The organism is Streptomyces sp. NPDC104831 (genome assembly GCF_055583025.1).
On record NZ_JBVJOT010000043.1, the window covers coordinates 1 to 24,704 of the forward strand.

20 protein-coding genes are annotated in these 24,704 nt (G+C 73.5%); 6 read left to right on the forward strand and 14 right to left on the reverse strand.

Translation table 11 applies throughout. The features are described 5' to 3' along the window. Nucleotides 1–111 precede the first annotated feature (111 nt). The gene (locus ACZ63H_RS26730) at nt 112–1,389 is read right to left on the reverse strand and encodes an extracellular solute-binding protein (protein ID WP_469869173.1); all 1,278 of its coding nucleotides are present in this window, start codon (nt 1,387–1,389) and stop codon (nt 112–114) included. A gap of 302 nt (nt 1,390–1,691) precedes the next feature. Between ACZ63H_RS26730 and ACZ63H_RS26735 the strand changes: the two genes are divergently transcribed. Continuing rightward, nucleotides 1,692–2,501: a GntR family transcriptional regulator gene (locus ACZ63H_RS26735; RefSeq protein WP_469869175.1), complete on the forward strand. Its 810-nt coding sequence runs from the start codon at nt 1,692–1,694 to the stop codon at nt 2,499–2,501. Between the two features lie 18 nt (nt 2,502–2,519). On the opposite strand, the gene ACZ63H_RS26740 is transcribed toward ACZ63H_RS26735, so the two are convergent. From ACZ63H_RS26740 to ACZ63H_RS26750, 3 genes are all read right to left on the reverse strand, one after another. Further along, on the reverse strand, nt 2,520–2,945 hold the full coding sequence (locus ACZ63H_RS26740; protein WP_469869177.1) for a DUF6299 family protein: 426 nt from the start codon (nt 2,943–2,945) through the stop codon (nt 2,520–2,522). A 136-nt stretch (nt 2,946–3,081) separates the two neighbouring features. Further along, nucleotides 3,082–3,480: a RidA family protein gene (locus tag ACZ63H_RS26745; RefSeq protein ID WP_469869179.1), complete on the reverse strand. Its 399-nt coding sequence runs from the start codon at nt 3,478–3,480 to the stop codon at nt 3,082–3,084. Further along, entirely contained in the window at nt 3,477–4,607 is a 1,131-nt protein-coding gene (locus tag ACZ63H_RS26750) for an acyl-CoA dehydrogenase family protein (RefSeq protein WP_469869181.1), read from the reverse strand. The genes ACZ63H_RS26745 and ACZ63H_RS26750 overlap by 4 nt, the downstream gene beginning before the upstream one ends. Nucleotides 4,608–4,778: 171 nt before the next feature. Between ACZ63H_RS26750 and ACZ63H_RS26755 the strand changes: the two genes are divergently transcribed. Continuing rightward, nucleotides 4,779–6,371, forward strand: coding sequence for an AMP-binding protein (locus tag ACZ63H_RS26755; RefSeq protein ID WP_469869183.1), 1,593 nt, complete (start codon nt 4,779–4,781; stop codon nt 6,369–6,371). Nucleotides 6,372–6,386: 15 nt separating this feature from the next. Then, complete coding sequence (locus tag ACZ63H_RS26760) at nt 6,387–7,199, forward strand: PaaX family transcriptional regulator (protein ID WP_469869185.1); 813 nt, start codon at nt 6,387–6,389, stop codon at nt 7,197–7,199. Nucleotides 7,200–7,215: 16 nt separating this feature from the next. Here ACZ63H_RS26760 and ACZ63H_RS26765 read toward each other — a convergent pair whose 3' ends face one another. Further along, nucleotides 7,216–9,582 (reverse strand): bifunctional salicylyl-CoA 5-hydroxylase/oxidoreductase, encoded by a 2,367-nt coding sequence (locus ACZ63H_RS26765; RefSeq protein ID WP_469869187.1) that lies wholly within the window; start codon nt 9,580–9,582, stop codon nt 7,216–7,218. Between the two features lie 6 nt (nt 9,583–9,588). Beyond that, nucleotides 9,589–10,416, reverse strand: a complete 828-nt coding sequence (locus ACZ63H_RS26770; RefSeq protein ID WP_469869189.1) for an enoyl-CoA hydratase family protein — start codon at nt 10,414–10,416, stop codon at nt 9,589–9,591. A gap of 143 nt (nt 10,417–10,559) precedes the next feature. Between ACZ63H_RS26770 and ACZ63H_RS26775 the strand changes: the two genes are divergently transcribed. Continuing rightward, the gene (locus tag ACZ63H_RS26775) at nt 10,560–11,045 is read left to right on the forward strand and encodes an ATP-binding protein (protein WP_469869191.1); all 486 of its coding nucleotides are present in this window, start codon (nt 10,560–10,562) and stop codon (nt 11,043–11,045) included. Here the strand turns inward: ACZ63H_RS26775 and ACZ63H_RS26780 are convergent. From ACZ63H_RS26780 to ACZ63H_RS26805, 6 genes are all read right to left on the reverse strand, one after another. Beyond that, entirely contained in the window at nt 11,005–12,450 is a 1,446-nt protein-coding gene (locus tag ACZ63H_RS26780) for an amino acid permease (RefSeq protein ID WP_469869193.1), read from the reverse strand. The two genes, ACZ63H_RS26775 and ACZ63H_RS26780, sit on opposite strands and share 41 nt — an antisense overlap. Nucleotides 12,451–12,559: 109 nt before the next feature. Continuing rightward, nucleotides 12,560–13,582, reverse strand: coding sequence for an ornithine carbamoyltransferase (gene argF, locus ACZ63H_RS26785; protein WP_469869195.1), 1,023 nt, complete (start codon nt 13,580–13,582; stop codon nt 12,560–12,562). Nucleotides 13,583–13,643: 61 nt separating this feature from the next. After that, nucleotides 13,644–14,867: an arginine deiminase gene (locus ACZ63H_RS26790; protein WP_469869197.1), complete on the reverse strand. Its 1,224-nt coding sequence runs from the start codon at nt 14,865–14,867 to the stop codon at nt 13,644–13,646. An 849-nt stretch (nt 14,868–15,716) separates the two neighbouring features. Beyond that, nucleotides 15,717–18,260 (reverse strand): polynucleotide kinase-phosphatase, encoded by a 2,544-nt coding sequence (locus ACZ63H_RS26795; RefSeq protein ID WP_469869199.1) that lies wholly within the window; start codon nt 18,258–18,260, stop codon nt 15,717–15,719. Next, a complete protein-coding gene (locus ACZ63H_RS26800; RefSeq protein WP_469869201.1) occupies nt 18,257–19,720 on the reverse strand; it encodes a 3' terminal RNA ribose 2'-O-methyltransferase Hen1 in 1,464 nt (487 codons plus the stop codon). The genes ACZ63H_RS26795 and ACZ63H_RS26800 overlap by 4 nt, the downstream gene beginning before the upstream one ends. A 74-nt stretch (nt 19,721–19,794) precedes the next feature. Then, the gene (locus tag ACZ63H_RS26805) at nt 19,795–20,739 is read right to left on the reverse strand and encodes a hypothetical protein (protein ID WP_469869203.1); all 945 of its coding nucleotides are present in this window, start codon (nt 20,737–20,739) and stop codon (nt 19,795–19,797) included. A 212-nt stretch (nt 20,740–20,951) separates the two neighbouring features. Here ACZ63H_RS26805 and ACZ63H_RS26810 point away from each other — a divergent pair, with 212 nt between their 5' ends. Next, on the forward strand, nt 20,952–21,893 hold the full coding sequence (locus tag ACZ63H_RS26810; RefSeq protein WP_469869205.1) for a D-alanyl-D-alanine carboxypeptidase family protein: 942 nt from the start codon (nt 20,952–20,954) through the stop codon (nt 21,891–21,893). A 71-nt stretch (nt 21,894–21,964) separates the two neighbouring features. Here ACZ63H_RS26810 and ACZ63H_RS26815 read toward each other — a convergent pair whose 3' ends face one another. Both ACZ63H_RS26815 and ACZ63H_RS26820 read right to left on the reverse strand, forming a co-directional pair. Next, nucleotides 21,965–22,492: a hypothetical protein gene (locus tag ACZ63H_RS26815; protein ID WP_469869207.1), complete on the reverse strand. Its 528-nt coding sequence runs from the start codon at nt 22,490–22,492 to the stop codon at nt 21,965–21,967. Between the two features lie 433 nt (nt 22,493–22,925). Then, nucleotides 22,926–23,849, reverse strand: coding sequence for an LLM class F420-dependent oxidoreductase (locus tag ACZ63H_RS26820; protein ID WP_469869209.1), 924 nt, complete (start codon nt 23,847–23,849; stop codon nt 22,926–22,928). A 403-nt stretch (nt 23,850–24,252) separates the two neighbouring features. Here ACZ63H_RS26820 and ACZ63H_RS26825 point away from each other — a divergent pair, with 403 nt between their 5' ends. Continuing rightward, entirely contained in the window at nt 24,253–24,678 is a 426-nt protein-coding gene (locus ACZ63H_RS26825; protein WP_469869211.1) for a VOC family protein, read from the forward strand. Nucleotides 24,679–24,704: the final 26 nt, after the last annotated feature.

The following is a 24,704-nucleotide window of genomic DNA, read 5'->3' on the forward strand; positions in this document are numbered from 1 at the left end:
GGACGTGTGTTGCTATCTTTTTTGTGGCGGCAAGAAAACCACGGGCTGTCCCGGTGACAGGGCAGGGTTGGGGGCGGGGGGCCCCGGCTCGCGCCCCCCCCGGCACGGTGATCAGTTCTCCTGGGCCAGGCGCTTGTTGATCTCGCCCTCGACCTGCTTGGCGGCCTCCGCCGGGGACTTACCGTTCAGCACGGACGTCATGTAGGACTTGATCGGGTTGGGGTTGTTCTCCACCGCGCCCCATGCGGGGATCAGCGGGGTGGTGCCGCCGACCGCGGCGCCCGGGGCGATGGCCTCGGCGACGAGGTTGCCCTTCAGGTTGGACTCCAGCGCCTTCTTGTTCGGGATGACGCCGTTGAGCTTGGCCAGTTCGCCCTCGTACTGGTCGGACAGGGCGATCTTCAGGAACTCCTTGGCCAGCTCCTGCTTCTTGCTGCCCGCGGCGACGGCGAGGTTGGAGCCGCCGAGGAAGACGCTCTCGGGCTTGGCCGCGGTCTCACCGGGGATCGGGAAGTAACCGAGGTCCTTCTCGATGTCCTTGTTGGCGGCGACCGCCGTGGCGGCCTCCCAGCCCATGCCGATGAAGGCGCCGGTCTTGCCGTTGGCGAACACCTCGCCCTGCTGCGGGGTGGCCTCGTCCTTGTCCTTGGGGGCCTTGGAGTAGGAGGCGTACTTCTTGTAGATCTCCATGGCCTTGGCGACCTTGGGGTCACCGAGGTTGGAGACGTACTTGTCACCCTGCTTCTTCACCAGGTCGGCGCCCTGGCCGATGGTCAGGCCGTCGAAGAAGTACCAGTTCTGGCCGGGCATGTAGATCGGCTCGGCCTTGGTCTTCTTGCCGATGGTCTCGAGGTCCTTGAAGAACTCGTCCCGGGTCTTGGGGATGTCCTTGATGCCGGCCTCGGCCCAGATCTTCTTGTTGTAGATGACCACGCGGCTGGTGAAGAACCAGGGCGCGGCGTACTGCTTGCCGTCGTAGACGGAGGACTCGGAGAGCGCCGGCGTCCAGTCGGTGCCGATCTCCTTCTTCAGGTCGTCCAGCTCGGCGAGACCGCCGGTGGCCGCGTAGGCCGGGGTCTGGGTGTTGCCGACCTCGATCACGTCCGGCGGGGTGGACTCGGAGAGGGCGGTGGTGATCTTCTGCTGGATCCCGTCCCACTTCTGCGTCTCGAACTTCACCTTGGCGCCGGTCTTCTTCTCGAACGCGGCGGAGACGTCCGTGACCCACTGGTCCGGCGTGGAGCCGTCCATCGCCCAGACGGTGAGCGTCTCGCCCTTGAAGCTGTCCGGTCCCGCCTTCTTGCCCTCGTCGCCGTCGTCCCCTCCGCACGCCGACACGGAGACCATCATGCCCGCGATCACGATCGCGGCCGCAAGCTTGCGCTTCACGCCACCCTCCTCAGGGATGCTTCTAACCCCCCACGCCCTCGGCGGTGACCTGCGTACGACGCTGTTGCACGTAGGGCTCGGGACCTGGTCACTAATGGTGTAGACCAGTACGGTGGAGCTTGGCCTAGACCTTTTGGAGTGTCAAGGGTGGTTCGGGAAGCCGGTCCGGGCCGTTACGAGAAAGTCACCGGAGTGCGTCCCTCCGCGTTCCGTCCGTTTCGCCCGGCCCGTCGAGTTGGACTAGACCATACGGGAGTTGGTCGCTATAACGGGAGCCCATCGACACAGCCGGGAAGGCAGGCATGACCACCGACGTCAGCAGCGCCCATCCGCACCGGGGGGCGTCCGGCCGCACCGCGCGGGTGCCGAAGTACTACCGGATCAAGCAGCAGCTCCTGACGATGGCCGAAGCACTGCAACCCGGTTCGGCCATGCCCGCCGAACGGCTGCTGGCGGTCCGGTTCGACACCTCCCGGACCACTGTGCGCCAGGCCCTGCAGGAACTCGTCGGCGAGGGCCGGCTCGACCGGATCCAGGGCAAGGGCACCTTCGTCAGCCAGCCCAAGCTGTACCGCACGCTCCAGCTCACCTCGCACACCGAGGACATGCGCGCCCAGGGCCTCACCCCGGCCTCGCAGGTGCTGGACATCGGGGAGGTGCCGGCCGACGAGCAGCTGGCCGGCCTGCTCGGCATCGGGATCGGCGAACGGGTGCTGCGCATCGAGCGGCTGCGGCTGGCCAGCGGCGACCCGATGGCCATCGAGACCACCCATCTGTCCGTGCGGCGCTTCCCCGGCCTGCGCGGCTCCCTGGCCACCTACCCGTCGCTGTACACGGCGCTCGCCGAGGTCTACGGCGTCCATCTGGCCGAGGCCGACGAGACCATCGAGACCTCGCTGTCCACCCCGCGCGAGGCGCAGCTGCTGGCCACCGACGTGGGGCTGCCGATGCTGCTGCTGTCCCGGCACTCGCGGGACGCGGAGGGCACCCCGGTGGAATGGGTGCGCTCGGTCTACCGCGGCTCCCGCTACAAGTTCGTCGCCGCCCTGCGCCGGCCGGGCGGCACGGTGGTGAGGCGCAGGGCGGCCCCGCCGGAGGGGGACGGGCGCTGACCCGGCGAAGAGCGCGGGTCAGCCCTGGACGAGCGTGACGTCCCGGTCCGTCGCGGCGTGGAAGACCGGCAGCAGGACGATGCCCGAGGGACGCAGCTCCACGACGGTGGCCTCCACCCGCGCCGCTCCCGGCTTCGCCGTCTGCCCGTAGGGCTTGCCGGAGTTCTGCCAGCGGTGCTCGGCGCCGTCGCAGCGCGCGGCGCCGCCGCCGATGCCCTGGCGGCGCACGGTGTCGCCCTGGCCGGCCGAGGAGCCGATGAACGCCGGGCCGGTGGCGCCGGTGCAGCGGTAGCTGCCGGACAGCGTGACCGTGCCGTCGGCCGCGATCCGGCCGGTCGGGTCGACGGTGATGTACTCGCCGGGGGCGGCGGCGGTCGGGCCCGCGGCGGCGCACAGCAGGGCCGCGGCGCCGAGGGCGGCGCACAGGGAACGGCGGACGGGCATGGGGTACCTCCCGGTTTCCAGGGGCTGAAGGCTTCCACTGGTACCGGGCGGCCGGGCCGGCGGGCGTGACCGTCACCCCTACGGTGGCGCGTCCGTGCTCCTGACGGTTGTGCGGGGCGGGCGGCGGTCCCGGGGGTCAGGGCAGCACGGCGAAGCCGTCCAGCTCCACCAGCGCCCGCTCGTCCCACAGCCGTACGACCTGGACGACGGCCATCGCCGGGTAGTCGCGCCCCGCCGACCGCCGCCAGATCCGCCCCAGTTCGGGCGCGTGGGCGCGGTAGGCGGCGAGGTCCGTGGCGTAGACGGTGACCCGGGCCAGGTCGGCGGGGGTGCCGCCGGCCGCGTGCAGGGCGGCGAGGAGGTTGCCGAGGGCCCTGCCGAACTGCTCGGGCAGCGTCTGCCCGGTGATCTTGCCGTCGGCGTCGAGGGCGGTCTGGCCGGCCAGGAACACCACGCGGGAGCCGGTGGCGACGACGGCGTGGCTGAAGCCGGTGGGCGGGGACAGCCCGGGCGGGTTGACGCGCTCGGCCGTCACCGCGCCGCCTTTGCCGCCGTGGCGTACAACTCCTTGGCGATGATGCCCCGTTGGACCTCGCTGGCCCCCTCGTAGATGCGCGGCGCGCGCACCTCGCGGTACAGGTGTTCCAGGAGGTGGCCGCGGCGCAGGGCGCAGGCGCCGTGCAGCTGGACGGCGGTGTCGACGACGTACTGCGCGGTCTCGGTGGCGAGCAGCTTGGCCATCGCGGCCCGCCGGGGCACGCCGGCGGCCCCCGCGTCGTACGCCGCGGCCGCCGCGTACACCATCAGCCGGGCGGCCTCGGTGCGCAGGGCCATCTCGGCGACCTGGTGGGACACGGCCTGGAGGTCGCGCAGGGTGCCGCCGAACGCCTCGCGCCGGCCGGTGTGCTCCACGGTCGCGTCCAGCGCGGCCTGGGCCATGCCGACCGCGAAGGCGCCGACGCTGGGGCGGAAGAGGTTGAGGGTGCCCATGGCGACGGCGAAGCCGCGGTCCGCCGCGCCGAGCAGGTCGGCGGCGGTGACGGGGACGGCGTCGAAGTCCAGGGCGCCGACGGGGTGCGGCGCGAGCATCTCCAGCGGGCGGCCGGTGAGCCCGGGCCGGTCGGCGGGGACGAGGAAGGCGGTCACTCCGCGGGCCCCGGCGCCGGGTGTGGTGCGGGCGAAGACGGTGTAGAAGTCGGCCTCGGGGGCGTTGGAGATCCAGCACTTGGCGCCGGTGAGCCGCCAGCCGTCGCCGTCGGGCTCGGCGGCCAGGGACAGCGCCGCGGCGTCCGACCCGGCGCCGGGCTCGCTGAGCGCGAAGGCGGCGACCGCGCTGCCGTCGGCCACCCGGGGCAGCCAGCGCTCCCGCTGGGCCGGGGTGCCGTGGGCGTGCACCGGATGCGCGCCGAGGCCCTGGAGGGCGAGGGCGGTCTCGGCCTCGGTGCAGCCCTGCGCGAGGGACTCGCGCATCAGGCACAGGTCCAGCGCCCCGGAATCGAAGAGCCGGGCGAGCAGGCCGAGCCGGCCGAGTTCGGCGAGCAGCGCCCGGTCGACGCGGCCGGGCGTGCCCCGGCCGGCGAGCGGGCGCAGCCGCCCGGCGGCCAGCGCGCGCAGCTCGGCGCACCAGGCGGCCTGCTCCGGCGCGAGTGCGAATGCGGACACGGCCGTTCCTCCCTCCGGGGCGGGTCCCGGCGCCCTCGCCCGTCCCCCCTCGACGGTATCGCGTACCGTTGACTGCCGTCACCAAGGCGATACGCTCAAGGCGCGAGCCCACCAGGAAGCCCGTTCGGGCGGCCGGCCCGGACCTCCGTCACGGCAAGGGGGCGCACCGCCATGCACCGCTCGGCCCATGTCGACACGTTCGCCCGCGACCATCTGCCCCCGCCGCACGAATGGCCCGAGCTGCGGTTCGACCTGCCGGAACTGCGCTATCCGGCCCGGCTGAACTGCGCCGCGGAGCTGCTGGACCACGCCGAGGCGTCCCGCCCGGTGTTCCGCACTCCCGCCGGCCCCGCCTGGACCTACGGCGAACTGCGCGCCCGCGTCGACCGGATCGCGCATCTGCTCACCGGCGCGCTGGGCGTGGTCCCCGGCAACCGGGTGCTGCTGCGCGGCCCCACCACTCCGTGGCTGGCCGCCTGCTGGCTGGCCGTGCTGAAGGCGGGCGCGGTCGCGGTCACCGTGCTGGCCCGGCAGCGCCCGCAGGAGCTGGCGGCCCTGTGCGCGATCGCGCGGGTCGGGCACGCGCTGTGCGACGCCCGGTCGGTGGAGGACCTGACGAGGGCCGCCGTACCGGGGCTGCGCGTCACGACGTACGGCGGTGACGGCCCCGACGACCTGTTGCGCCGCCCGGCCCCCGCCGCCCCCTATCCGGCGGTGGACACCGCCTGCGACGACGTCGCGCTGATCGCGTTCACCTCGGGCACCACGGGTCGCCCGAAAGGGTGCGTGCACTTCCACCGGGACGTGCTGGCGGCAGCCGACACGTTCTCCCGGCACGTGGTGCGCCCCCATGAGGACGATGTCTTCGCCGGCAGTCCCCCGCTCGGCTTCACCTTCGGCCTCGGCGGACTGCTGGTCTTCCCGATGCGCGCCGGCGCCAGCAGCCTCCTGCTCGAACAGGCGGGCCCCCGGCAGCTGCTGCCCGCCGTCGCCGCGCACCGCGTCTCCGTGCTGTTCACCGCGCCGACCGCCTACCGGGCGATGCTGCGGGACCTGGACGGCCACGACCTCTCCTCCCTCAGACGCTGTGTGTCGGCCGGCGAGAACCTGCCGGCGGCCACCTGGCGCGCCTGGTACGAGCGCACGGGCCTGCGCCTGATCAACGGCATGGGCGCCACCGAGCTGCTGCACATCTTCCTGTCCGCCGCCGACGAGCACGTCCGGCCCGGCACCACGGGCCTGCCGGTGCCCGGCTGGCAGGCCCGCGTCCAGGACGCCGACGGCCGGCCCGTGCCCGACGGCGTGCCCGGGCTGCTGGCCGTGCGCGGCCCGGTCGGCTGCCGCTACCTCGCCGACCCGCGGCAGCGGGAGTACGTGCGCGGCGGCTGGAACGTCACCGGCGACACCTGTGTCCGCGAGCGCAGCGGCCACTTCCGGTACGTGGCCCGCGCCGACGACATGATCGTCTCCGCCGGGTACAAGATCGCGGGACCGGAGGTGGAGGAGGCGCTGCTGCGCCATCCCGACGTGGCCGAGGCGGCGGTCGTCGGCCGCCCCGACGAGGACCGCGGCCAGGTGGCCGTCGCCTACACGGTGCTGCGCCCCGGCGCCCGGCGGGACCCGGAGGCGCTGCGCGCGTTCCTCACCGCCGAGCTGGCGCCCTACAAATGTCCGCGCGCGTTCGTCTTCCTCGACGCGCTGCCCCGCACGGCCACCGGCAAGGTGCAGCGGTTCCGGCTGCGCACCGAAGGTGACCAGCAGTGATGCCGACGACCTAAAATGATCAACGTGTCCGAGCAGCACGCCCCCAGGTCCCTCATCGTCACGCTCTACGGCGCGTACGGCCGCTCCATGCCCGGCCCGGTGCCCGTCGCCGAGCTGATCCGGCTCCTGGCCGCCGTGGGTGTGGACGCCCCCTCCGTACGTTCCTCGGTGTCCCGGCTCAAGCGGCGCGGTCTGCTGCTGCCGGCCCGCACGGAGTCCGGCGCCGCCGGGTACGAACTGTCCCCCGAGGCCCGCCAGTTGATGGACGACGGCGACCGGCGGATCTACGCGGACAGCCCCGTGGCGGACGAGGGCTGGGTGCTCGCGGTGTTCTCGGTCCCCGAGTCGGAGCGGCAGAAGCGGCACGTGCTGCGCTCCCGGCTGGCCGGTCTGGGCTTCGGCACCGCGGCGCCGGGGGTGTGGATCGCCCCGGCCCGGCTGTACGAGGAGGCGGAGCACACCCTGCGCCGGCTGCGGCTGGACGCGTACGTGGACTTCTTCCGGGGTGAGCACCTGGGCTTCGCGCCCACGGCCGAGGCGGTGGCCCGCTGGTGGGACCTGGCCGCGATCGCCAAGGAGCACGAACGCTTCCTGGACCGGCACGCGCCGGTGCTGCGGGCCTGGTCCCGCCGCTCCGACACCCCGCCGGAGGCGGCCTACCACGACTACCTCCTCGCCCTCGACTCCTGGCGCCACCTGCCCTACACCGATCCGGGCCTGCCCACCCGGCTGCTCCCGCCCGACTGGCCCGGTGTCCGCTCGGCGGAGGTCTTCCGGGGCCTGCACGAACGCCTGCGGGACGCGGGGGCGCGGTTCGCGGGACTGTGAGGGCTGCGGGGACTCCTCAGCTCTCCAGGGAGAGGCGGGGTTTCGGCGCGTCGGTGCGGCCGGTGCGCGGAGGGCGGCTGCCCGCGCGGTAGGGGGCGGGCCAGGGGGCGCCGGGACCCTCGTAACCCTGTTCGGCCGCCGCGTGCAGGGTCCAGTGCGGGTCGTACAGGTGCGGGCGGGCCAGGGCGCACAGGTCCGCGCGGCCCGCCAGGATCAGCGAGTTGACGTCGTCCCAGGAGGAGATCGCGCCGACCGCGATGACGGGGACGCGGACCTCGTGCCGGATCCGGTCGGCGAACGGCGTCTGGTACGACCGCCCGAACTCCGGCCTCTCCTGGGCCACCACCTGTCCGGTGGAGACGTCGATGGCGTCGGCGCCGTGCGCGGCGAAGGCACGGGCGATCTCCACGGCGTCCTCCGCGCTCGTCCCGCCGTCGGCCCAGTCGGTGGCCGAGATCCGGACGGTCATCGGCCGCTCGGCCGGCCACACCCCGCGGACGGCGTCGAAGACCTCCAGCGGGAAGCGCAGGCGCCGCTCGGGGGAACCGCCGTAGGCGTCGGTGCGGAGGTTGGTCAGCGGGGAGAGGAAGCCGGAGAGCAGATAGCCGTGGGCGCAGTGCAGTTCGAGCAGGTCGAACCCGGCCCGGGCGGCCCGCCAGGCGGCCGCGGTGAACTGCTCGCGGATGTCGGTGAGCTGGGCCCGGGACAGCTCGCGCGGTATCTGGCCGCCCGGCCGGTACGGCAGCGGGGACGCGGCGACGACCGGCCAGTTGCCGGTGGGCAACGGCTCGTCCATGCCCTCCCACATCCGCTTCGTGGACCCCTTGCGCCCGGAGTGCCCGAGCTGGACGCCGATCGCGGTGCCCGGGGACTGGCGGTGCACGAAGTCGGTGACGCGCCGCCACGCCTCGGCCTGCCGTCCGGTGTAGAGGCCGGTGCAGCCGGGGGTGATGCGGCCCTCCGGGCTGACGCACACCATCTCGGTCATCACCAGGCCGGCCCCGCCGAGGGCGCGGGCGCCCAGGTGGACGAGGTGGAGGTCGCCGGGGACGCCCTCGGCGGCCGAGTACAGGTCCATCGGCGACACCACGACCCGGTTGCGCAGGGTCAGGCCGCGCAGCCGGAACGGGGTGAACATCGGGGGTGTGCCGGGCGGGCAGCCGAAGTCGCGCTCCACGGAATCGGTGAAGCGGGCGTCGCGCACCCGCAGGTTGCCGTGGGTGACGCGGCGGGAGCGGGTGAGCAGGTTGAAGGCGAACCGGCGGGGCGGCTGGCGCACGTACAGCCGCAGGTTCTCGAACCACTCCAGGCTGGCCCGGGCGGCCCGCTGGGTGGAGGCGACGACGGGCCTGCGCTCCTCCTCGTAGGCCGCGAGCGCGCCCGGTACGTCCGGCCGCTCCGCCAGGCAGGCGGCGAGGGCGAGGGCGTCCTCGACGGCGAGCTTGGTGCCGGAGCCGATGGAGAAGTGCGCGGTGTGCGCGGCGTCGCCGAGGAGGACCACGTTGCCGTGCGACCAGCGGTCGTTGACGACCGTGCGGAAGGTGGTCCAGACGGAGTTCCCGGCGCGCAGCGGACGGCCGCCCAGGGCGTCGGAGAAGAGCTTGGCGCAGCGTTCGGCGGACTCGCGCGGGGTGAGTCCGCCGTACCCCGCGGCCCGCCAGACCTCCTCGCGCATCTCGATGATCACCGTGGAGGCGCCGGATCGACCCTGCGCCCCGGAGGACCCCGTCGAGGGATGGTGGCCGGGAGACGGGCGGGCGTAGGGGTAGCCGTGCAGCTGGGTCACGCCGTGCTCGGTCTCGGCGATCTCGAAGCGGAAGGCGTCGAAGGCGAAGTCGGCGGCGAGCCAGATGTAGCGGCAGCGGTGTGCGGTCACCTGGGGGCGGAACACCTGCGCGTACGTCTCGCGGGTGGTGCTGTGCACGCCGTCGGCGGCGACGACCAGGTCGTACTCGGCGCGGAGGGTGTCCGGGTGGGGGGCCTCGGCGCGGAAGTGGATCCGTACCCCGAGCGAGTGGCAGCGCTGGTGCAGGATCCGCAGGAGCCGGTGGCGGCCGAGCGCGGCGAAGCCGTGGCCGCCGGAGCGGTGGTGTGTGCCCCGGTGCACGATGTCGATGTCGTCCCAGCGGACGAGTTCCCGCCGCAACGCCTCGTGGACGACGGGGTCGGCGTGTTCTATGCCGCCGAGCGTCTCGTCGGAGAGGACCACCCCGAAGCCGAAGGTCTCGTCGGGGGCGTTGCGCTCCCAGACGGTGATGTCACGGGCCGGGTCCAGGCGTTTGAGGAGGGCCGCGGCGTACAGCCCGCCGGGGCCGCCGCCGATGACCGCCACGCGCAGGGGGCGGTGCGCCGTCGGCGGGCGCGGGTCGTCCGTGGCCGGCATGCGCGATCACCTCCCCCGCCACTTCGGCGCGCGCTTCTCCGTGAAGGCCGTGTGGAACTCCGCGTAGTCCTCGCCCGTCATCAGCAGGGCCTGGGTGGCGGCGTCCAGTTCGACCGAGGCCGCCAGGGGCATGTCCAGTTCGGCCGTGAGCAGGGCCTTGGTCTGGGCGTGGGCCAGGGCCGGACCGTCGGCCAGGCGCCGGGCGAGGGCGGCGGCGGCCTCGTCGGCCCGGCCCTCCTCGGCCAGCTCGCTGATCAGGCCGATCCGCTCGGCCTCGGGGGCCCGTACCGGGTCGCCCAGCATGAGCAGGCGGGTGGCGTGGCCGAGGCCGACGACCCGGGGCAGCAGATAGGCCGCGCCCATGTCGCCGCCGGACAGGCCGACCCGGGTGAAGAGGAACGCGAACCGGGCCGAGGGGTCGGCGACCCGGAAGTCCGCCGCCAGGGCGAGGACCGCGCCGGCGCCGGCCGCCACGCCGTGCACCGCGGCGACCACCGGGAAGGGGCACTCGCGGATCGCCCGCACCACCTGCCCGGTCATCCGGTTGAAGTCGAGCAGCCGGGCGGTGTCCATGGCGAGGGTGGCGCCGATGATCTCGTCCACGTCGCCGCCGGAGCAGAAGCCGCGGCCCTCCCCGGCGAGCACCAGGGCCCTTGCCGCGCGCTCCCGCGACAGCTCGGCGAGCAGGTCGCGCAGGTCGGCGTAGGCGCCGAAGGTGAGGGCGTTGAGTTTCTCGGGGCGGGCGAGGGTGACGGTGGCGACCTGGTCGGCGATCCGCACCCGCAGGTGCTCCCAGTCGGCCGTGCGGGCGGCCGAGCCGGTGAAGGGACTCATGACGTGCGGCCTCCCTGGGCGACGGCGCCGTACGTTGCTGTCCCTCGAAGTTATCACCGCTTTGTGACTGTCGTCACGAGGGCGCGACACAATCGTCCGGAGCGACCGGCCCGGCGACGGCCGGACGCGGCGGGGCCCGTACCATGCCTGGAGTCGTACAGCAGGACAGCCTGCTCCATGAAGGACTCGCCGTGCACGAACCCCCCGCCGAATCGGCCTCCTGGCGCATCGCGCTGCCGCACACCGCGGCGGCGGTGCCGGTGGCGCGTGCCCTGGTGCGCTCGGCCCTCACCGAGGGGGAGCACGTGACCGACTGCGACACGGCGGAGCTGCTGACCGCCGAGCTGGTGGCCAACGCGGTGGAGCACACCGCCGGGCGCGGCCCGATAGAGCTGGTGGTGGAGCTGCGGCCGACCGACTGCCGGGTGGAGGTGCACGACCCGGACCCGGCGCCGCCCGGCCATCTGACCCGGCCGGTGATCGAGGAGCCCGACGTGTGGCAGGAGGGCGGGCGCGGGCTGCTGCTGATCCGCGCCCTCAGTTCCGCCTGCGGTCACCGCCCCACCCCGTCGGGCAAGGCGGTGTGGTTCAGACTGCCTGTGGTTCCCGCTCGGCCGCGGCCGGCGTGACCTCGGCCGGCGCCGCCGCGAGCGTGGAGTGCCGGCGGCCGTAGGCGGCGTAGACCGCGAGGCCCACCGCGAGGAACACGGCGAACTGGATCCAGGTCCGCCAGCCGGTCTCCCACATCAGGTACAGGCAGAAGGCGATGCCGAGCAGCGGGGCCACCGGGTACAGCGGGACCCGGAAGCTGCGGTCGAGGCCCGGTTCGCGGCGGCGCAGGGCCATCACCGTGATGTTGACGGCGGCCATGATGGCGAGGGTGCCGATGGTGCACAGGTTCATCACGGCGTCGAGGGAGGCGAAGGCCGCCGGGAGCGCGAAGACGACGGCGACGATCAGCGTGCCGGCGACCGGGGTGGAGGTGCGCGGGCTGACCTTCTCGAAGACGCGCGGGATCAGACCGTCCCGGGACATCGACATCAGGATGCGGGTCTGGCCGTACATCACGGCGAGGACCACGGAGGCGATGGCGACGACCGCGCCGAAGGCGATGACGCCGCCGCCGACGGCCGAGCCGGTGACCTCGTTGACGACGTAGGACAGGGCGGCGGGGCGGCCGGCGACCTGGTCGCCGCCGATGGCGCCGATCGCGGCGAGCGCGACCGCGCAGTACAGCAGGGTCACGATGCCCATGCAGACCATGATCGCGACGGGGATGTGCCGGCGCGGGTTCTTCGCCTCCTCGCCGGCGGTGGTGATCGCGTCGAAGCCGATGTAGGAGAAGAACGCCGCGGTGGTGCCCGCGCCGATGCCGCCGAGGCCGGCCGGGGAGAACGGGGTGAGGTTGCCGTCCTTGAAGGCGCTGTAGCCGACGGCGCAGAAGGCGAGCAGGATGGCGAGCTTCACCGCGGCCATGGCGGCGGTCGCCCGGGCGCTCTCCCGCACCCCGCGCACCAGCAGCACCGAGGCCATGGCGATGACGATCACGGCCGGCAGGTTGACCACGCCGCCGTCCCCGGGGCCCGCGGACAGGGCGTCCGGGAGCTGGAGGCCGGTGAGGCTGTGCAGCAGCTCGTTGACGTACTGGCTCCAGCCGACCGCCACGGCGGAGATGGACACGCCGTACTCCAGCAGCAGGCACCAGCCGACGAGGAAGGCGGTGGACTCGCCGAGGCCGGCGTAGGCGAAGGAGTACGAGGAGCCCGAGACCGGGATCGCGCCGCCCAGCTCGGCGAAGGAGAAGGCGGTGAAGACGCAGGTGAGGGCCGCGAGGACGAAGGAGACGACGACGGCCGGACCGGCCTGGGCGACCGAGTCGGACAGGCCGACGAAGATGCCGGTGCCGACGATGGCTCCGACGCCGAAGCAGATGAGCTGGAAGAGGCCCATGGTGCGCTTCAGGCCGTGCCCCTCGCGGTCGGCGCCGGATTCGGCGACGAGCAGCCGCGGGGACTTGATACGGGGAGCGGGCATGCGGGTGGTGCTCGATTCTGGTGGTGCGGGCGGCCGTGGTGGGCCGCGGCGGCGGCGCCGGAAGGGGTGGTTCCGGGCCGCCGGTCAGGATAAGGCCTGGTGAGGACGGTCAGGCAAGGGTTTCCCGGGCGAGTGTGGCGACCAGCACCGCCTTGATGGTGTGCAGCCGGTTCTCCGCCTCGTCGAAGACCACGGAGTGGGCGGACTCGAAGACCTCGTCCGTCACCTCCAGCGAGTCGAGACCGTAGGCGTCGTGGATCTGCTGTCCCACCGCGGTGCCGAGGTCGTGGAAGGCCGGCAGGCAGTGCAGGAACCGTACGTCCGGGTTGCCGGTGGCGCGCAGGACGTCCATGGTCACCGCGTAGGGGGCGAGGGCCGCGATCCGCTCGGCCCACACCTCCTTGGGCTCGCCCATGGACACCCAGACGTCGGTGGCGACGAAGTCGGTGCCCCGGACCCCTTCGGCGATGTCCTCGGTGAGGGTGATCCGCGCCCCGCTGGAGTCGGCGAGCGCGCGGGCGCGGTCGAGGACGTCCTGGGCCGGCCAGTAGGACTTCGGGGCGACGATCCGTACGTCCATGCCGAGCAGGGCGCCGGTGACCAGGTAGGAGTTGCCCATGTTGAAGCGGGCGTCGCCGAGGTAGGCGAAGGAGGTCCCGTCGAGCGGCTTGGCGCAGTGCTCGGTCATGGTGAGCACGTCGGCGAGCATCTGCGTGGGGTGCCAGTCGTCGGTGAGGCCGTTGTAGACCGGCACGCCGGCGTACGCGGCCAGCTCCTCCACCTTGGCCTGGCTGTCGCCCCGGTACTCGATGGCGTCGTACATCCGGCCCAGCACCCGGGCGGTGTCCCGCACCGACTCCTTGTGCCCGATCTGCGACCCGGAGGGCTCCAGGTAGGTGGTGTGGGCGCCCTGGTCGGCGGCGGCCACCTCGAACGCGCAGCGGGTGCGCGTCGAGGTCTTCTCGAAGATCAGCGCGATGTTCCGGCCGCGCAGGTACGGGGTCTCGGTCCCGGCCTTCTTGGCGGCCTTCAGCTCGGCGGCCAGCTCGACCAGGCCGCGGAACTCCGCGGCGGTGAAGTCCAGCTCCTTGAGGAAGTGGCGGCCGGCGAGGGCGGTCGGGACTGTCGCCATGGGGGCGCTCCAGGGGTATGACTGCAGGGGACTATGGAAGTCTATACGATCCTTCACATTTCTATACGGCGTCTCGCTGGACGGGACAGCTCATGCACCGGGGGCCGCCCCGGCCCCGGCCCAGCTCGCTGCCCGGGATCTCGATCACCTCGATGCCCTGCTTGCGCAGGTGCGTGTTGGTGGTCACGTTCCGCTCGTAGGCGACCACGACCCCGGGCTCGACGGCGAGCACGTTGCAGCCGTCGTCCCACTGCTCGCGTTCGGCGGCGTGCACGTCCTGCGTGGCGGTCAGCACCCGGATCTCGCCGAGGCCGAGCGCGGCGGCGATCGCCCGGTGCATGTGCTCCGGCGGATGGTCGGTGACCTTCAGCTCCCGTTCGCCGACGCCGGGCTCGATGGTGTAGGAGCGGAGCATGCCGAGGCCGGCGTACTGGGTGAAGGTGTCGCCGTCGACCATGGTCATCACCGTGTCCAGGTGCATGAAGGCGCGCCGCTTCGGCAGGTCGAGCGCGACGATGGTGCGCGCAGAACCGGCCGCGAACAGCTTGTGCGCCAGCATCTCCACGGCCTGCGGGGTGGTCCGCTCGCTCATCCCGATCAGCACGGCGCCGTTGCCGATCACCAGCACGTCGCCGCCCTCGATGGTGGAGGGGTAGTCGGCCTGGCCCCGGGACCAGACGTGGAAGGTCTCGTCCCGGAACAGCGGGTGGTGGCGGTAGATCGCCTCGAAGTGCACGGTCTCGCGCTGCCGGGCGGGCCAGCGCATGGCGTTGATGGAGACGCCGTCGTAGATCCAGGCCGAGGTGTCGCGGGTGAAGAGGTGGTTGGGCAGCGGGCGCAGCAGGAAGTCGTCCAGCTCCATGACGTGGAAGCGCACGGAGGTGGGTTCCTCGTGGCCGGCCAGGTACTCCCGCTTGGTCATGCCGCCGACCAGGGCCTCGGCCAGCTCGGCCGGGGTCATCCGGTCGAACGAGGCGCGCAGGTGGCCGGTGGCGAGGGGGCCGTACTCCTTCTCGTCGAAGACCCGGTCCAGGACCAGCGCGCGGGCCTCGGGGAGCGCCAGGGTCTCGGCGAGCAGGTCGCCGAAGAGGTGGACCTCGACCCCCCGGTCGCGCAGGACGTCGGCGAACCCGTCGTGCTCGGCGCGCGCCCGGCGCACCCACAGCACGTCGTCGAAGAGCAGGGCGTCCTTGTTGCTGGGGGTGAGCCTTTTGAGCTCTAGGTCGGGCCGGTGCAGGATGACGCGGCGCAGCCGCCCGGCCTCGGAGTCGACGTGGAATCCCATGGTTCCATCCTGACCGCCGGGGGCGCCCTTCATCCCCTGCCCGGCGGTTTCCGGCGGGGCGGGGCCCCGGACCGGGGTGCCGGCGGGCGCGGGGAGGTGCCGCGCGGCCCGGGGCGGCCCGGGACGAGGCGTACCGACGCACGGCCGGGGCCGTGCCGAGGCGAACGTCCCGGCCGGCCGTGCACTCCCTCGGCCGGGCCGGGCCGGGTCCCGGCCGGGGTGACGTACGGGGCGACGGAGAAGACGCGGCCGCCCGGCCGGCCGGCGGTCGTTCCCCCAGGGACCGGCGGGCGACAGGGGGGCCACCCCGTCGGCCCCGGCCGGCCGTGCACTCCCTCGGCTGGGCCGGGCCGGGTCCCGGTCTGGGCGACAGAGAAGACGCGGCCGCCCGGTCGGCCGGCGGTCGTTCCCCCAGGGACCGGCGGGCGACAGGGAGGCCGCCCCGTCGGTCCCGGCCGACCGTGCACTCCCTCGGCCGGGCCGGGCCGGGTCCCGGCCGGGGTGACGTACGGGGCGACGGAGAAGACGCGGCCGCCCGGCCGGCCGTCGGTCGTTCCCCCGGGACCGGCGGGCGACAGAAAGGCCGCCCCGTCGGTCCCGGCCGACCGTGCACTCCCTCGGCCGGGCCGGGCCGGGCCGGGTCCCGGCCGGGGTGACGTACGGGGCGACGGAGAAGACGCGGCCGCCCGGCCGGCCGTCGGTCGTTCCCCCAGGGACCGGCGGGCGACAGGGGGGCCGCCCCGGTCCTCGCGGACCACGGCCCTCCCGATCTCCGGGCCCGTCGCTCCCCTGCGGGTGTGCGCGCCCCGGTGCCGCACGGCCCGGTGCGGCACCAGGGCGCGGCGGCGCCTACAGCCGCGGGTCCACCGGCTCCGACTCCAGCGCCAGCACCCCGAACACCGCCTCGTGCACCCGCCACAGCGGTTCCCCGCCGGCCAGCCGGTCCAGGGCCTCCAGGCCGAGGGCGTACTCGCGCAGGGCCAGCGAGCGCTTGTGGTTCAGGAACCGCTGCCGCAGCCGGTCGAGCCGGTCGGGGCGGGTGTACTCCGGACCGTAGATGATCCGCAGGTACTCGCGGCCCCGGCACTTGACGCCGGGCTGCACCAGCCGCCCGTCCGGTCCGCGCACCAGCGCGCCGAGCGGTTTGACGACCATGCCCTCGCCGCCCCGGCCGGTCATCTCCAGCCACCAGTCGACGCCCGCGCGCACCGACTCCGCGTCGCCGGTGTCGACGTACAGCCGCCGGGTGGTGTGCAGCAGCCCGGTGCCGTCGTACTCCACGAGCCGGTCGATGAGGGCCAGCTGTTCGTCGTGCGGGAGCGCGGCGAGGCTGCGGCCCTGGACGGCGAGCAACTGGAAGGGGGCCAGCCGGACCCCGTCCAGGCCCTCGGTGGGCCAGCAGTAGCGGCGGTAGGCGGCGGTGAACGCGGCCGCGTCGGCGGCGCGTTCCCGCTGCCGGTCGAGCAGCGCGCCCACGTCGGCCCCGCGCCCGGCCGCCGCCTCCAGGGCGGCGAGCGCGCCCGGGAACACGGCACCGGCGGCGGCGCCCACGGCCGCGTACTGGCCGCGCAGCAGCCCGGCGGCCTTCAGCGACCACGGCATCAGCTCGGCGTCCAGCAGCAGCCAGTCCGTGTCCAGCTCGTCCCAGAGTCCGGCGTCGGTGACCGCCGTGCGCAGCCGGCCGAGGATCTCCTCGGTGGTGTGCCCGTCGTCGAAGAACGGCCGTCCGGTCCGGGTGTAGAGGGACCCGGTGGGTCCTTCCACGCCGAACCGCCGCCGGGCCGTGTCCGCGTCCCGGCACACCAGGGCCACCGCCCGGGAGCCCATGTGCTTCTCCTCGCACACCACGCGCGCGACCCCGTCCCGCGCGTACTGCGCGAACGCCTCCTGCGGGTGCTCCAGGTAGCCCTCGATCCGCGAGGTGGCCGTCGGGGCCATGGTCGGCGGGAGGTACGGCAGCAGCCGCGGGTCGATCGCGAAGCGGCTCATGACCTCCAGGGCCGCCGCCGCGTTCTCCTCGCGGACGGCCACCCGGCCCGCGTGCCGGGTCTCCACGGCCCGCCGGCCGTGCACGTCCGCCAGGTCCAGCGGCCGGCCGTCCTGCCCGCCGGGCGCCTCGGTGGCGAGCGGCCGGGCCGGCGCGTACCAGACCCGTTCGGCCGGTACGTCGACCAGCTCGCGCTCCGGCCAGCGCAGCGCGGTGAGCTTGCCGCCGAAGACGGCGCCGGTGTCCAGGCAGATGGTGTTGTTCAGCCAGGTGGCCTCCGGTACCGGGGTGTGGCCGTAGACCACGGCGGCCCGGCCCCGGTAGTCCTCCGCCCACGGGTAGCGCACCGGCAGCCCGAACTCGTCGGTCTCGCCGGTGGTGTCGCCGTACAGGGCGTGCGAGCGGACCCGGCCGGAGGTGCGGCCGTGGTACTTCTCGGGCAGGCCGGCGTGGCAGACGACGAGCCGGCCGCCGTCCAGGACGTAGTGGCTGACCAAGCCGTCGAGGAAGCGCCGGACCTCGGCCTTGAACTCCTCGCTCTCGCCGTCCATCTGCGCGATCGTCTCGGCGAGCCCGTGGGTGTGCCGGACCTTGCGGCCCTTGAGGTGCCGGCCGTACTTGTTCTCGTGGTTGCCGGGGACGCACAGGGCGTTGCCCGAGTGCACCATCTGCATCACGCGGCGCAGCACGCCGGGGCTGTCCGGGCCGCGGTCGACCAGGTCGCCGACGAACACGGCGGTACGGCCCTCGGGGTGCGTCCCGTCGGCGTAGCCCAGCTTGGCGAGCAGCGCCTCCAGTTCGGCGGAGCAGCCGTGGACGTCGCCGATGATGTCGAACGGGCCGGTGAGGTGGGTGAGGTCGTTGTAGCGCTTCTCGGTGACGACGGTGGCGTGCTCCACCTCCTCGGCGCCGCGCAGTACGTGCACCTTGCGGAAGCCCTCGCGCTCCAGGTGCCTGAGGGAGCGGCGCAGTTCGCGGATGTGCCGCTGGACGACCCGGCGGGGCATGTCCGCCCGGTCGGCGCGGGCCGCGTTCCGCTCGGCGCACACCTCCTCCGGCAGGTCCAGGACGATGGCGATGGGCAGTACGTCGTGCTCCCTCGCCAGCTCGACCAGCCGGCGCCGGCTGTCCTGCTGCACGCTGGTGGCGTCCACCACGGTGCGGCGGCCGGCGGCCAGCCGTTTGCCGGCGATGTAGTGCAGGACGTCGAAGGCGTCGCCGGTCGCGCTCTGGTCGTTCTCGTCGTCGCTGACCAGGCCGCGGCAGAAGTCGGAGGAGATCACCTCGGTGGGCTTGAAGTGCCGCCGGGCGAACGTGGACTTGCCGGAGCCGGAGGCGCCGACGAGCACCACGAGGGAGAGGTCGGTGACGGGCAGTACCCGCCCCTTGTGCCGTGCCTCGGTCATGCCGCCTTCGCCTCCCTCTCGGTCGTGATCGTGAATGTGGCCATCTGGGTGGGCGGGCCCACCTCGGGGTCGTCCGGGCCGACGGGTGTGAACGCCACCTCGTAGCCGTGCCGTTCGGCCACGGCCGTGGCCCAGGCGCGGAACTCCTCGCGGGTCCACTCGAAGCGGTGGTCGCCGTGCCGGACGTGGCCGGCGGGCAGGCTCTCCCAGCGGACGTTGTACTCGACGTTCGGGGTGGTCACGACGACCGTGCGGGGGCGCGCGTGCCCGAACACGGCGTACTCCAGGGCCGGCAGCCGGGGCGGGTCGACGTGCTCGACGACCTCGCTGAGCACGGCGGCGTCGTACCCCTTGAGCCGGCGGTCGGTGTAGGCGAGGGAGCCCTGGAGCAACTTCACGCGTGCCGCCTGCCGCTCACCCATGCGGTCCAGCTTCAGCCGGCGGGCGGCGAGGGCGAGGGCGCGCTGCGAGACGTCGACGCCGACGATCTCGGTGTACCGCGCGTCCTTGAGCAGCGCCTGCGCCAACTGGCCCTGGCCGCAGCCGAGGTCGAGGACCCGGGCGGCGCCGGAGGTGTCCAGGGCGGCGAGGACGGCCTCGCGCCGGAGCACGGCGAGCGGGGTGGGCCTCTCCTCGGTCCCGGTCTCGTCCGCCACCGCGTTGTCGATGTCCTCGACCTCGCTGTCGTCGGCCTCCGCGAGCCGCACCAGCTCCAGCCGCTCCCTCGCCTGACGGGTCAGCGACCAGCGGCGCGAGAGGTAGCGGTTGGTGATGAGCTGCTGCTCCGGGTGTCCGGCCAGCCAGCCCTCGCCGGCCCGCAGCAGCTTGTCGACCTCGTCGGCGGAGACCCAGTAGTGCTTGGCGTCGTCGAGCACCGGCAGCAGGACGTACAGGTGGCGCAGCGCCTCGGCGAGGGTGACCCGCTCGGACTCCAGCAGCAGCCGGACGTACCGCGAGTCGCCCCACTGCGGGAACGCGGTGTCGAGCGGGACCGGGTCGGCGGTGACCGTCCAGCCGAGCGGTGTGAAGAGCCGCCGTACGAGGTCCGGGCCGCCGCGGGCGGGCAGCGCGGGGATCTCGACGCGCAGCGGCAGCGGGGCGGCGGCCCGCTCGGGCCGGGCGGCCGAGACTCCGCGCAGGGCGCTGGAGAAGACGTTGGCCAGCGCCACGGCGAGCAGCGAGGAGGCCGCGTACGGGCGGTCGTTGACGTACTGGGCGAGGGCCGCGTCGGGTGCGCCGCCGCGGCCCTTGCCCCGGCCCCGGCGGACCAGGGCGACGGGATCGATCTCCAGCAGCAGCGCGGCCGTGCAGCGTTCGGCGTCCGCCTCGGGGTAGAACACGTGCGCCGTGCCGTAGGAGGTGGAGAACGCCTGCGCCTTGTCGGGGTGCTTGTGCAGCAGGTACCCGAGGTCGGTGGCCGGCCGCGCGGCCGTGCCGGTGGTGGAGATCGTCACGAACATGCGGTCGAGTCTCCCCGGCCGGGGCCCGCGCCCACCACCGGTTTTCGGCGCGGCCGGGGTGGTCGCCGGCCGGGTCAGGCGGCTTCGGCGATGACCTTGCGGGCGTTCGCGAGGGCCCGTTCCTGGGCGGTCCGCCGGCCCTCCAGCGCCTTCGCGTTCTCGTCGATGGCGGCCCTCTGCGCGCGGGTCTCGACGGCGTGCACGGCCTCGATGTAGCCGGTGTCGAGCTTGCAGCGGGCGTCGGCGGCGGCGGTCTCCTTCTCCTTGGCCGAGGGTCCGTCGGTGCTGTACCAGTCGCTGTCGGTGGACGCCTCCTCCGGGTCGGGGTAGTGCAGGCCCGCGTCCTTCATGCAGGCCGCCCAGGCGCGGTCGGCCTTCTTCCAGGCGGGGTCCTTCATGGCCCGCGCACGCGCGTCGGACCAGAGTTTCATGGCGACCGTGTAGTAGCCGGTGAGCCGTATCCCGCCGATCTCGGCCCTCTGGGGCCCGGAGCCGTAGAGCTTCCGGTTCGCCTCGCCCAGGCAGCCGCCCTCGGGGACGGGGTTGCCGTGCGCCCGGTGGCTGTCGCCGGCCTCGAAGCGGCCGGTGAGGGCCGCGTACTGGTCGGCGGGCCACTCCAGGGGGTGCTCGGCGGGCTCCTCGTGCGGCCGCCTGTGGTAGCCGTACTCGGCCGCCAGGTCGGGGTCGTCCACTCCGTACGGGGTGTCGTCGCCGACCTCGCTGCTGCTCACGAACATGCCCTTGGGCACCGGGTAGGTGGACTCGACGCTCCTGACGTCGAACGTCTGGAAGCCGGTGAAGCCGAGCCGCAGCATGCACTGCCCGGTCAGGATCCACTGGGCCGTGTTGATGGCCTTCGTGCCGCCGGACTCCTGGTCCGGCAGATAGGCCTGGAGCGGGAGCGAGTCCATGGTGTTGAGGTCGCGGGCGTCGTCGCCGGCGCCGTCGCCGTCACCGCCGGACTGACAGGCCGTCACGGCGAGCAGGGCGGTGAGAGCGAGAGGGAGGAGTTTGCGCACCGGGACATACGACCAGCCGCGGATCCCGCGCGCTGTGACGGAGCCCACAGTTCCGGCACGTGGCGTTCACAGGGGTTCACGGGAGTTCACAGGAGTTCCCGGGAGGGACATGTGAGATCCGTTATGGCCCGCCGGTCCGGGAGCTGATGAAGTGATCCTCCGTCAACTGACCATTGACCGGAAGACCATCGACCGAAGACCAGGGGGAACCCATGACCATCGACCGGACGATCCGGGACCGCGGACCCGTACGGACGGCCCGCGCCCGCAGGTGTGCCGCCGTCGCGATGACGGCGGGTGCCGTGCTGGGCGCGGGCGCCCTCGCGACCGCGCCCGCCCACGCGGCCCCGGCGGTGCCGCGGGTGTCGGCGCAGGGCGCGTACGCCATGAACCCCGCGAGCGGCAAGCAGCTGTTCGGCAAGGCGCCGGACGCCCGGCTGCGGACCGGCTCCACCACGAAGATCATGACGGCGCTCGTCGTGCTGTCGCAGCGGAACGTGGACCTCGGGAAGAAGGTGAAGATCAAGAAGGAGTACACCGACTACGTCATCGACCCGGTGTCGCACACCCAGCGCTACTCCAGCGCGAATCTGATCCTCGGCGACTCGATGCCGGTGGGCGACCTGCTGTACGGCCTGATGCTGCCGTCGGGCTGCGACGCGGCCTACGCGCTGGCGGACACCTACGGCACGGGGTCCACGACGGCCCTGCGGACCAGGTCGTTCATCGGCAAGATGAACGACAAGGCGCGTGAACTGGGCCTGAAGAACACCCACTTCGACTCCTTCGACGGGGTGTCCAACGGCAAGAACTACTCCTCGCCGCGCGATCTGGCCAAGCTGGCCGGGACCGCGCTGAAGAACAAGACGTTCAAGAAGGTCGTCGGCACCAGGGTCTACGACGACATGAAGTCGTACCGGCCCGGTGGCGGCACGCACGCAATGACCCCGTGGAACAACTCCAACAAGCTGCTCGGTTCCTACCGGGGCGCGTTCGGGGTGAAGACCGGGTCCGGGCCGGAGGCGAAGTTCTGCCTGGTGTTCGCGGCCACCCGCGGGACCAAGACGGTCGTGGGCACGGTGCTGGCGGCCGACACGGCGGACGAGCGGTTCAAGGACGCGGCGAAGATCCTGGACTACGGCTTCACGCGCTGACGGCAGGCGGGGCGGGACGGCCGCCGGAAGCGGCCGGTCCCGGAAGCGGCCGGTCCCGGAACGGCTGTCCCTCATCCGGGGCGGGGCGCGTCTGCCGCCCCGGGGCCGGGGCCGGCAGGTTCCCGCTCCGCCCACCGTCCGGACGCCGTCGAGGCCGACACCTTGAGGACCGCGGCGGCCAGGGCCAGACCGGCGACGCCCACGTTGAGCCAGAGGTGGGCGGGGCTGCTGGGGTGGGTGCTGCCGTCGGCGAGGACGCAGTCGAAGCGGAGCGGCACGTAGGAGGCCGTCTGGCCCACGAGGACGCCGGGCGGGAAGTCGTCGCGGCACTCGTGGGCCGGGGTGGAGTCGGCTCCGGAGGACGACTCGTGCACGGACAGCGCGACCCCTCCGGCGCCGAGCAGATACAGGACCACGGCGGCCAGGAACGCCATCCGCGCCGACCAGCGCAGCAGGTCCGGCCGCCAGTCCGGGCGCCGGCCGGGCAGGGCCACGGACAGCAGCTTGGCGATGACGGCGACCCCCCAGACGGGGACCGCGAGCAGCGCCGGGAACAGCAGCAGTCCGAACAGGATGCCGAGCGGTGAGTCATCGTCCATCACCCGATCCCACCAGGCCCCCTCCCCCGAAACCATGCCGGAGGCCACACCTGCGGTCACAGGCGCGTCACAACGGGGCGGGGTGGCCACCGGTGCGCGGGAGGGGGCGGGGACGTGGGGGCCTGCCGCCGCTCGCTTCCGGCGGGAGGGGGCGGGATCGGGCCGCGCGGCCGGGAGAGCCGGGCCCGGACGGGCCGGGGGCGGGTGCCGGACAGGCCGGACGGGTCCGCGGAACGGGCCACCGGGCTCGGCACCGGCTACCGCACCCGGCCATCGGGGCCGCGGCTCATGGGCCCGGGCCGCCGGCTCGGAGGCCGGGCCCCCGGGCCGGGCGGGCCGGGAGTGTGGGTCACGCAGCCCCGGTGGGCCGTTCGGCCCGGCATCGGGCCGCGCCCCGGGGGGGCGGGGCCCGACGTTCGGCCGTGCGGGTGGGTTACGGCAGCTGGGACTGGACCTGGGAGGAGATCAGCTCCAGGTGGTCCAGGTCGTCGAGGTCCAGTACCTGGAGGTAGATACGGCGGGAGCCGATCTCGGCATAGCGGCCGATCTTGTCGACGACCTCGGCCGGGGAGCCGGCCAGCCCGTTGGCCTTCAGCTCGTCCACCTCACGGCCGATCGCGGCGGCGCGCCGGGCCACTTCCCGGTCGTCCTTGCCGACGCAGACGACGAGCGCGTTGGAGTACACCAGGTCGTCCGCGCCCCGGCCGGCCTCCGCGGCGGCGGCCCGGACCCTGCCGAACTGCCGCTCGCTGTCCTCGACCGAGGCGAACGGGATGTTGAACTCGTCGGCGTACTGCGCGGCGAGCCGCGGCGTACGGGTCGCGCCGTGACCGCCGATGAGCACGGGCACCTTGCCCTGCGCGGGCTTGGGCAGCGCCGGCGACCCGGTGAGGTCGTAGTACGTGCCGTGGAAGTCGAAGGTCTTGCCGACCTCGGTCTTCCACAGCCCGGTGACGATCGCGAGCTGCTCCTCCAGCCGGGCGAACTTCTCCTTCGGGAACGGGATGCCGTACGCCTTGTGCTCCTCCTCGAACCAGCCCGCGCCGAGGCCCAGTTCGACGCGTCCGCCGGACATCTGGTCGACCTGGGCGACCTGGATGGCGAGCACGCCGGGCAGGCGGAAGGTACCGGCCGTCATCAGCGTGCCGAGACGGATGCGCTTGGTCTCGCGGGCCAGGCCGGCCAGCGTGATCCAGGCGTCGGTGGGGCCGGGCAGGCCGTCCGCGTTGCCCATGCGCAGGTAGTGGTCCGAGCGGAAGAACGCGTCGAACCCGAGGTCCTCGGTGGCCTTCGCCACGGTGAGCAGGGTGTCGTAGGTGGCCCCTTGCTGGGGCTCGGTGAAGATTCGCAGGTCCATACACCTATCCTGCACGGCGCCGGGCGCGTCGGCTGCGCCGGTACCGCCCGGCACGGCCGCCCCCGGACGGGTGAAATCCGTCCGCCCGGAACCGGCGCGCGAAACCTCGCCCGTCCGGCGGGGGTCTCGCCGGGCCGGGACGGACCCGGGCCGCTCGGCCGGTTGGTCCGGCCCGTGCCCGTACCCGGGAACCCGCCGCCGGCGGCCCCCCTCGGGGGGCTTCCGCCGACCTGATAGCGTCGCCCCTGTGACTGCCGGGTCGGCCATGGGCCATACACGAGTGAGGCGCCCGGCCTCGGCGTGAGCACGAGGCGGGCGAGAGGCCCGCCGTTTCCTCCGTCTGCGTTTCCCGCGCCCGCGCGGCGCTCCCCAGCGGATCCAGCACCCGGAGACACATCCACCCATGTCACATGATCAGCAGCGCCCTCACGCATCCGCGTCGCCGGCCACCGTCCAGCTGAACCACACCGCCGTCTACGCCTCGGACCGTCACCTGTCGGCCGAGTTCCTCGCGGCGGTCCTGGGCGTGGGGGTCGGCGCCCCGTTCGGCCCGTTCCTGCCCGTCGACCTGGGCAACGGCGTCACGCTCGACTACTACGAGAAGCGCGACGAACCGATCCAGTCGCAGCACTACGCGTTCCTCGTGCCCGACGAGGAGTTCGACTCCGTGATCACCCGCCTCGAGACGATCGGCGTCACCTACTACGCCGACCCCCGCCGCACGGAGCCCGGCCGGATCAACCGTCTCTTCGGCGGTCGCGGCGCCTACTTCGACGACCCGGACGGCCACAACATGGAGGTCATGACCCGCCCGTACATCCGGCCGTGACCGGCACACGGCCGCAGCCGGCGCCG

Coding starts and splice junctions, on each gene's coding strand:
- ACZ63H_RS26760 (WP_469869185.1), top strand. CDS start 6,387: ATGATCAACGTGTCCGAGCAGCACGCCCCCAGGTCCCTCATCGTCACG.
- ACZ63H_RS26755 (WP_469869183.1), top strand. CDS start 4,779: ATGCACCGCTCGGCCCATGTCGACACGTTCGCCCGCGACCATCTGCCC.
- ACZ63H_RS26810 (WP_469869205.1), top strand. CDS start 20,952: ATGACCATCGACCGGACGATCCGGGACCGCGGACCCGTACGGACGGCC.
- ACZ63H_RS26770 (WP_469869189.1), bottom strand. CDS start 10,416: ATGAGTCCCTTCACCGGCTCGGCCGCCCGCACGGCCGACTGGGAGCAC.
- ACZ63H_RS26795 (WP_469869199.1), bottom strand. CDS start 18,260: ATGACCGAGGCACGGCACAAGGGGCGGGTACTGCCCGTCACCGACCTC.
- ACZ63H_RS26790 (WP_469869197.1), bottom strand. CDS start 14,867: ATGGGATTCCACGTCGACTCCGAGGCCGGGCGGCTGCGCCGCGTCATC.
- ACZ63H_RS26735 (WP_469869175.1), top strand. CDS start 1,692: ATGACCACCGACGTCAGCAGCGCCCATCCGCACCGGGGGGCGTCCGGC.
- ACZ63H_RS26740 (WP_469869177.1), bottom strand. CDS start 2,945: ATGCCCGTCCGCCGTTCCCTGTGCGCCGCCCTCGGCGCCGCGGCCCTG.
- ACZ63H_RS26800 (WP_469869201.1), bottom strand. CDS start 19,720: ATGTTCGTGACGATCTCCACCACCGGCACGGCCGCGCGGCCGGCCACC.
- ACZ63H_RS26815 (WP_469869207.1), bottom strand. CDS start 22,492: ATGGACGATGACTCACCGCTCGGCATCCTGTTCGGACTGCTGCTGTTC.
- ACZ63H_RS26780 (WP_469869193.1), bottom strand. CDS start 12,450: ATGCCCGCTCCCCGTATCAAGTCCCCGCGGCTGCTCGTCGCCGAATCC.
- ACZ63H_RS26765 (WP_469869187.1), bottom strand. CDS start 9,582: ATGCCGGCCACGGACGACCCGCGCCCGCCGACGGCGCACCGCCCCCTG.
- argF (WP_469869195.1), bottom strand. CDS start 13,582: ATGGCGACAGTCCCGACCGCCCTCGCCGGCCGCCACTTCCTCAAGGAG.
- ACZ63H_RS26775 (WP_469869191.1), top strand. CDS start 10,560: ATGCCTGGAGTCGTACAGCAGGACAGCCTGCTCCATGAAGGACTCGCC.
- ACZ63H_RS26820 (WP_469869209.1), bottom strand. CDS start 23,849: ATGGACCTGCGAATCTTCACCGAGCCCCAGCAAGGGGCCACCTACGAC.
- ACZ63H_RS26825 (WP_469869211.1), top strand. CDS start 24,253: ATGTCACATGATCAGCAGCGCCCTCACGCATCCGCGTCGCCGGCCACC.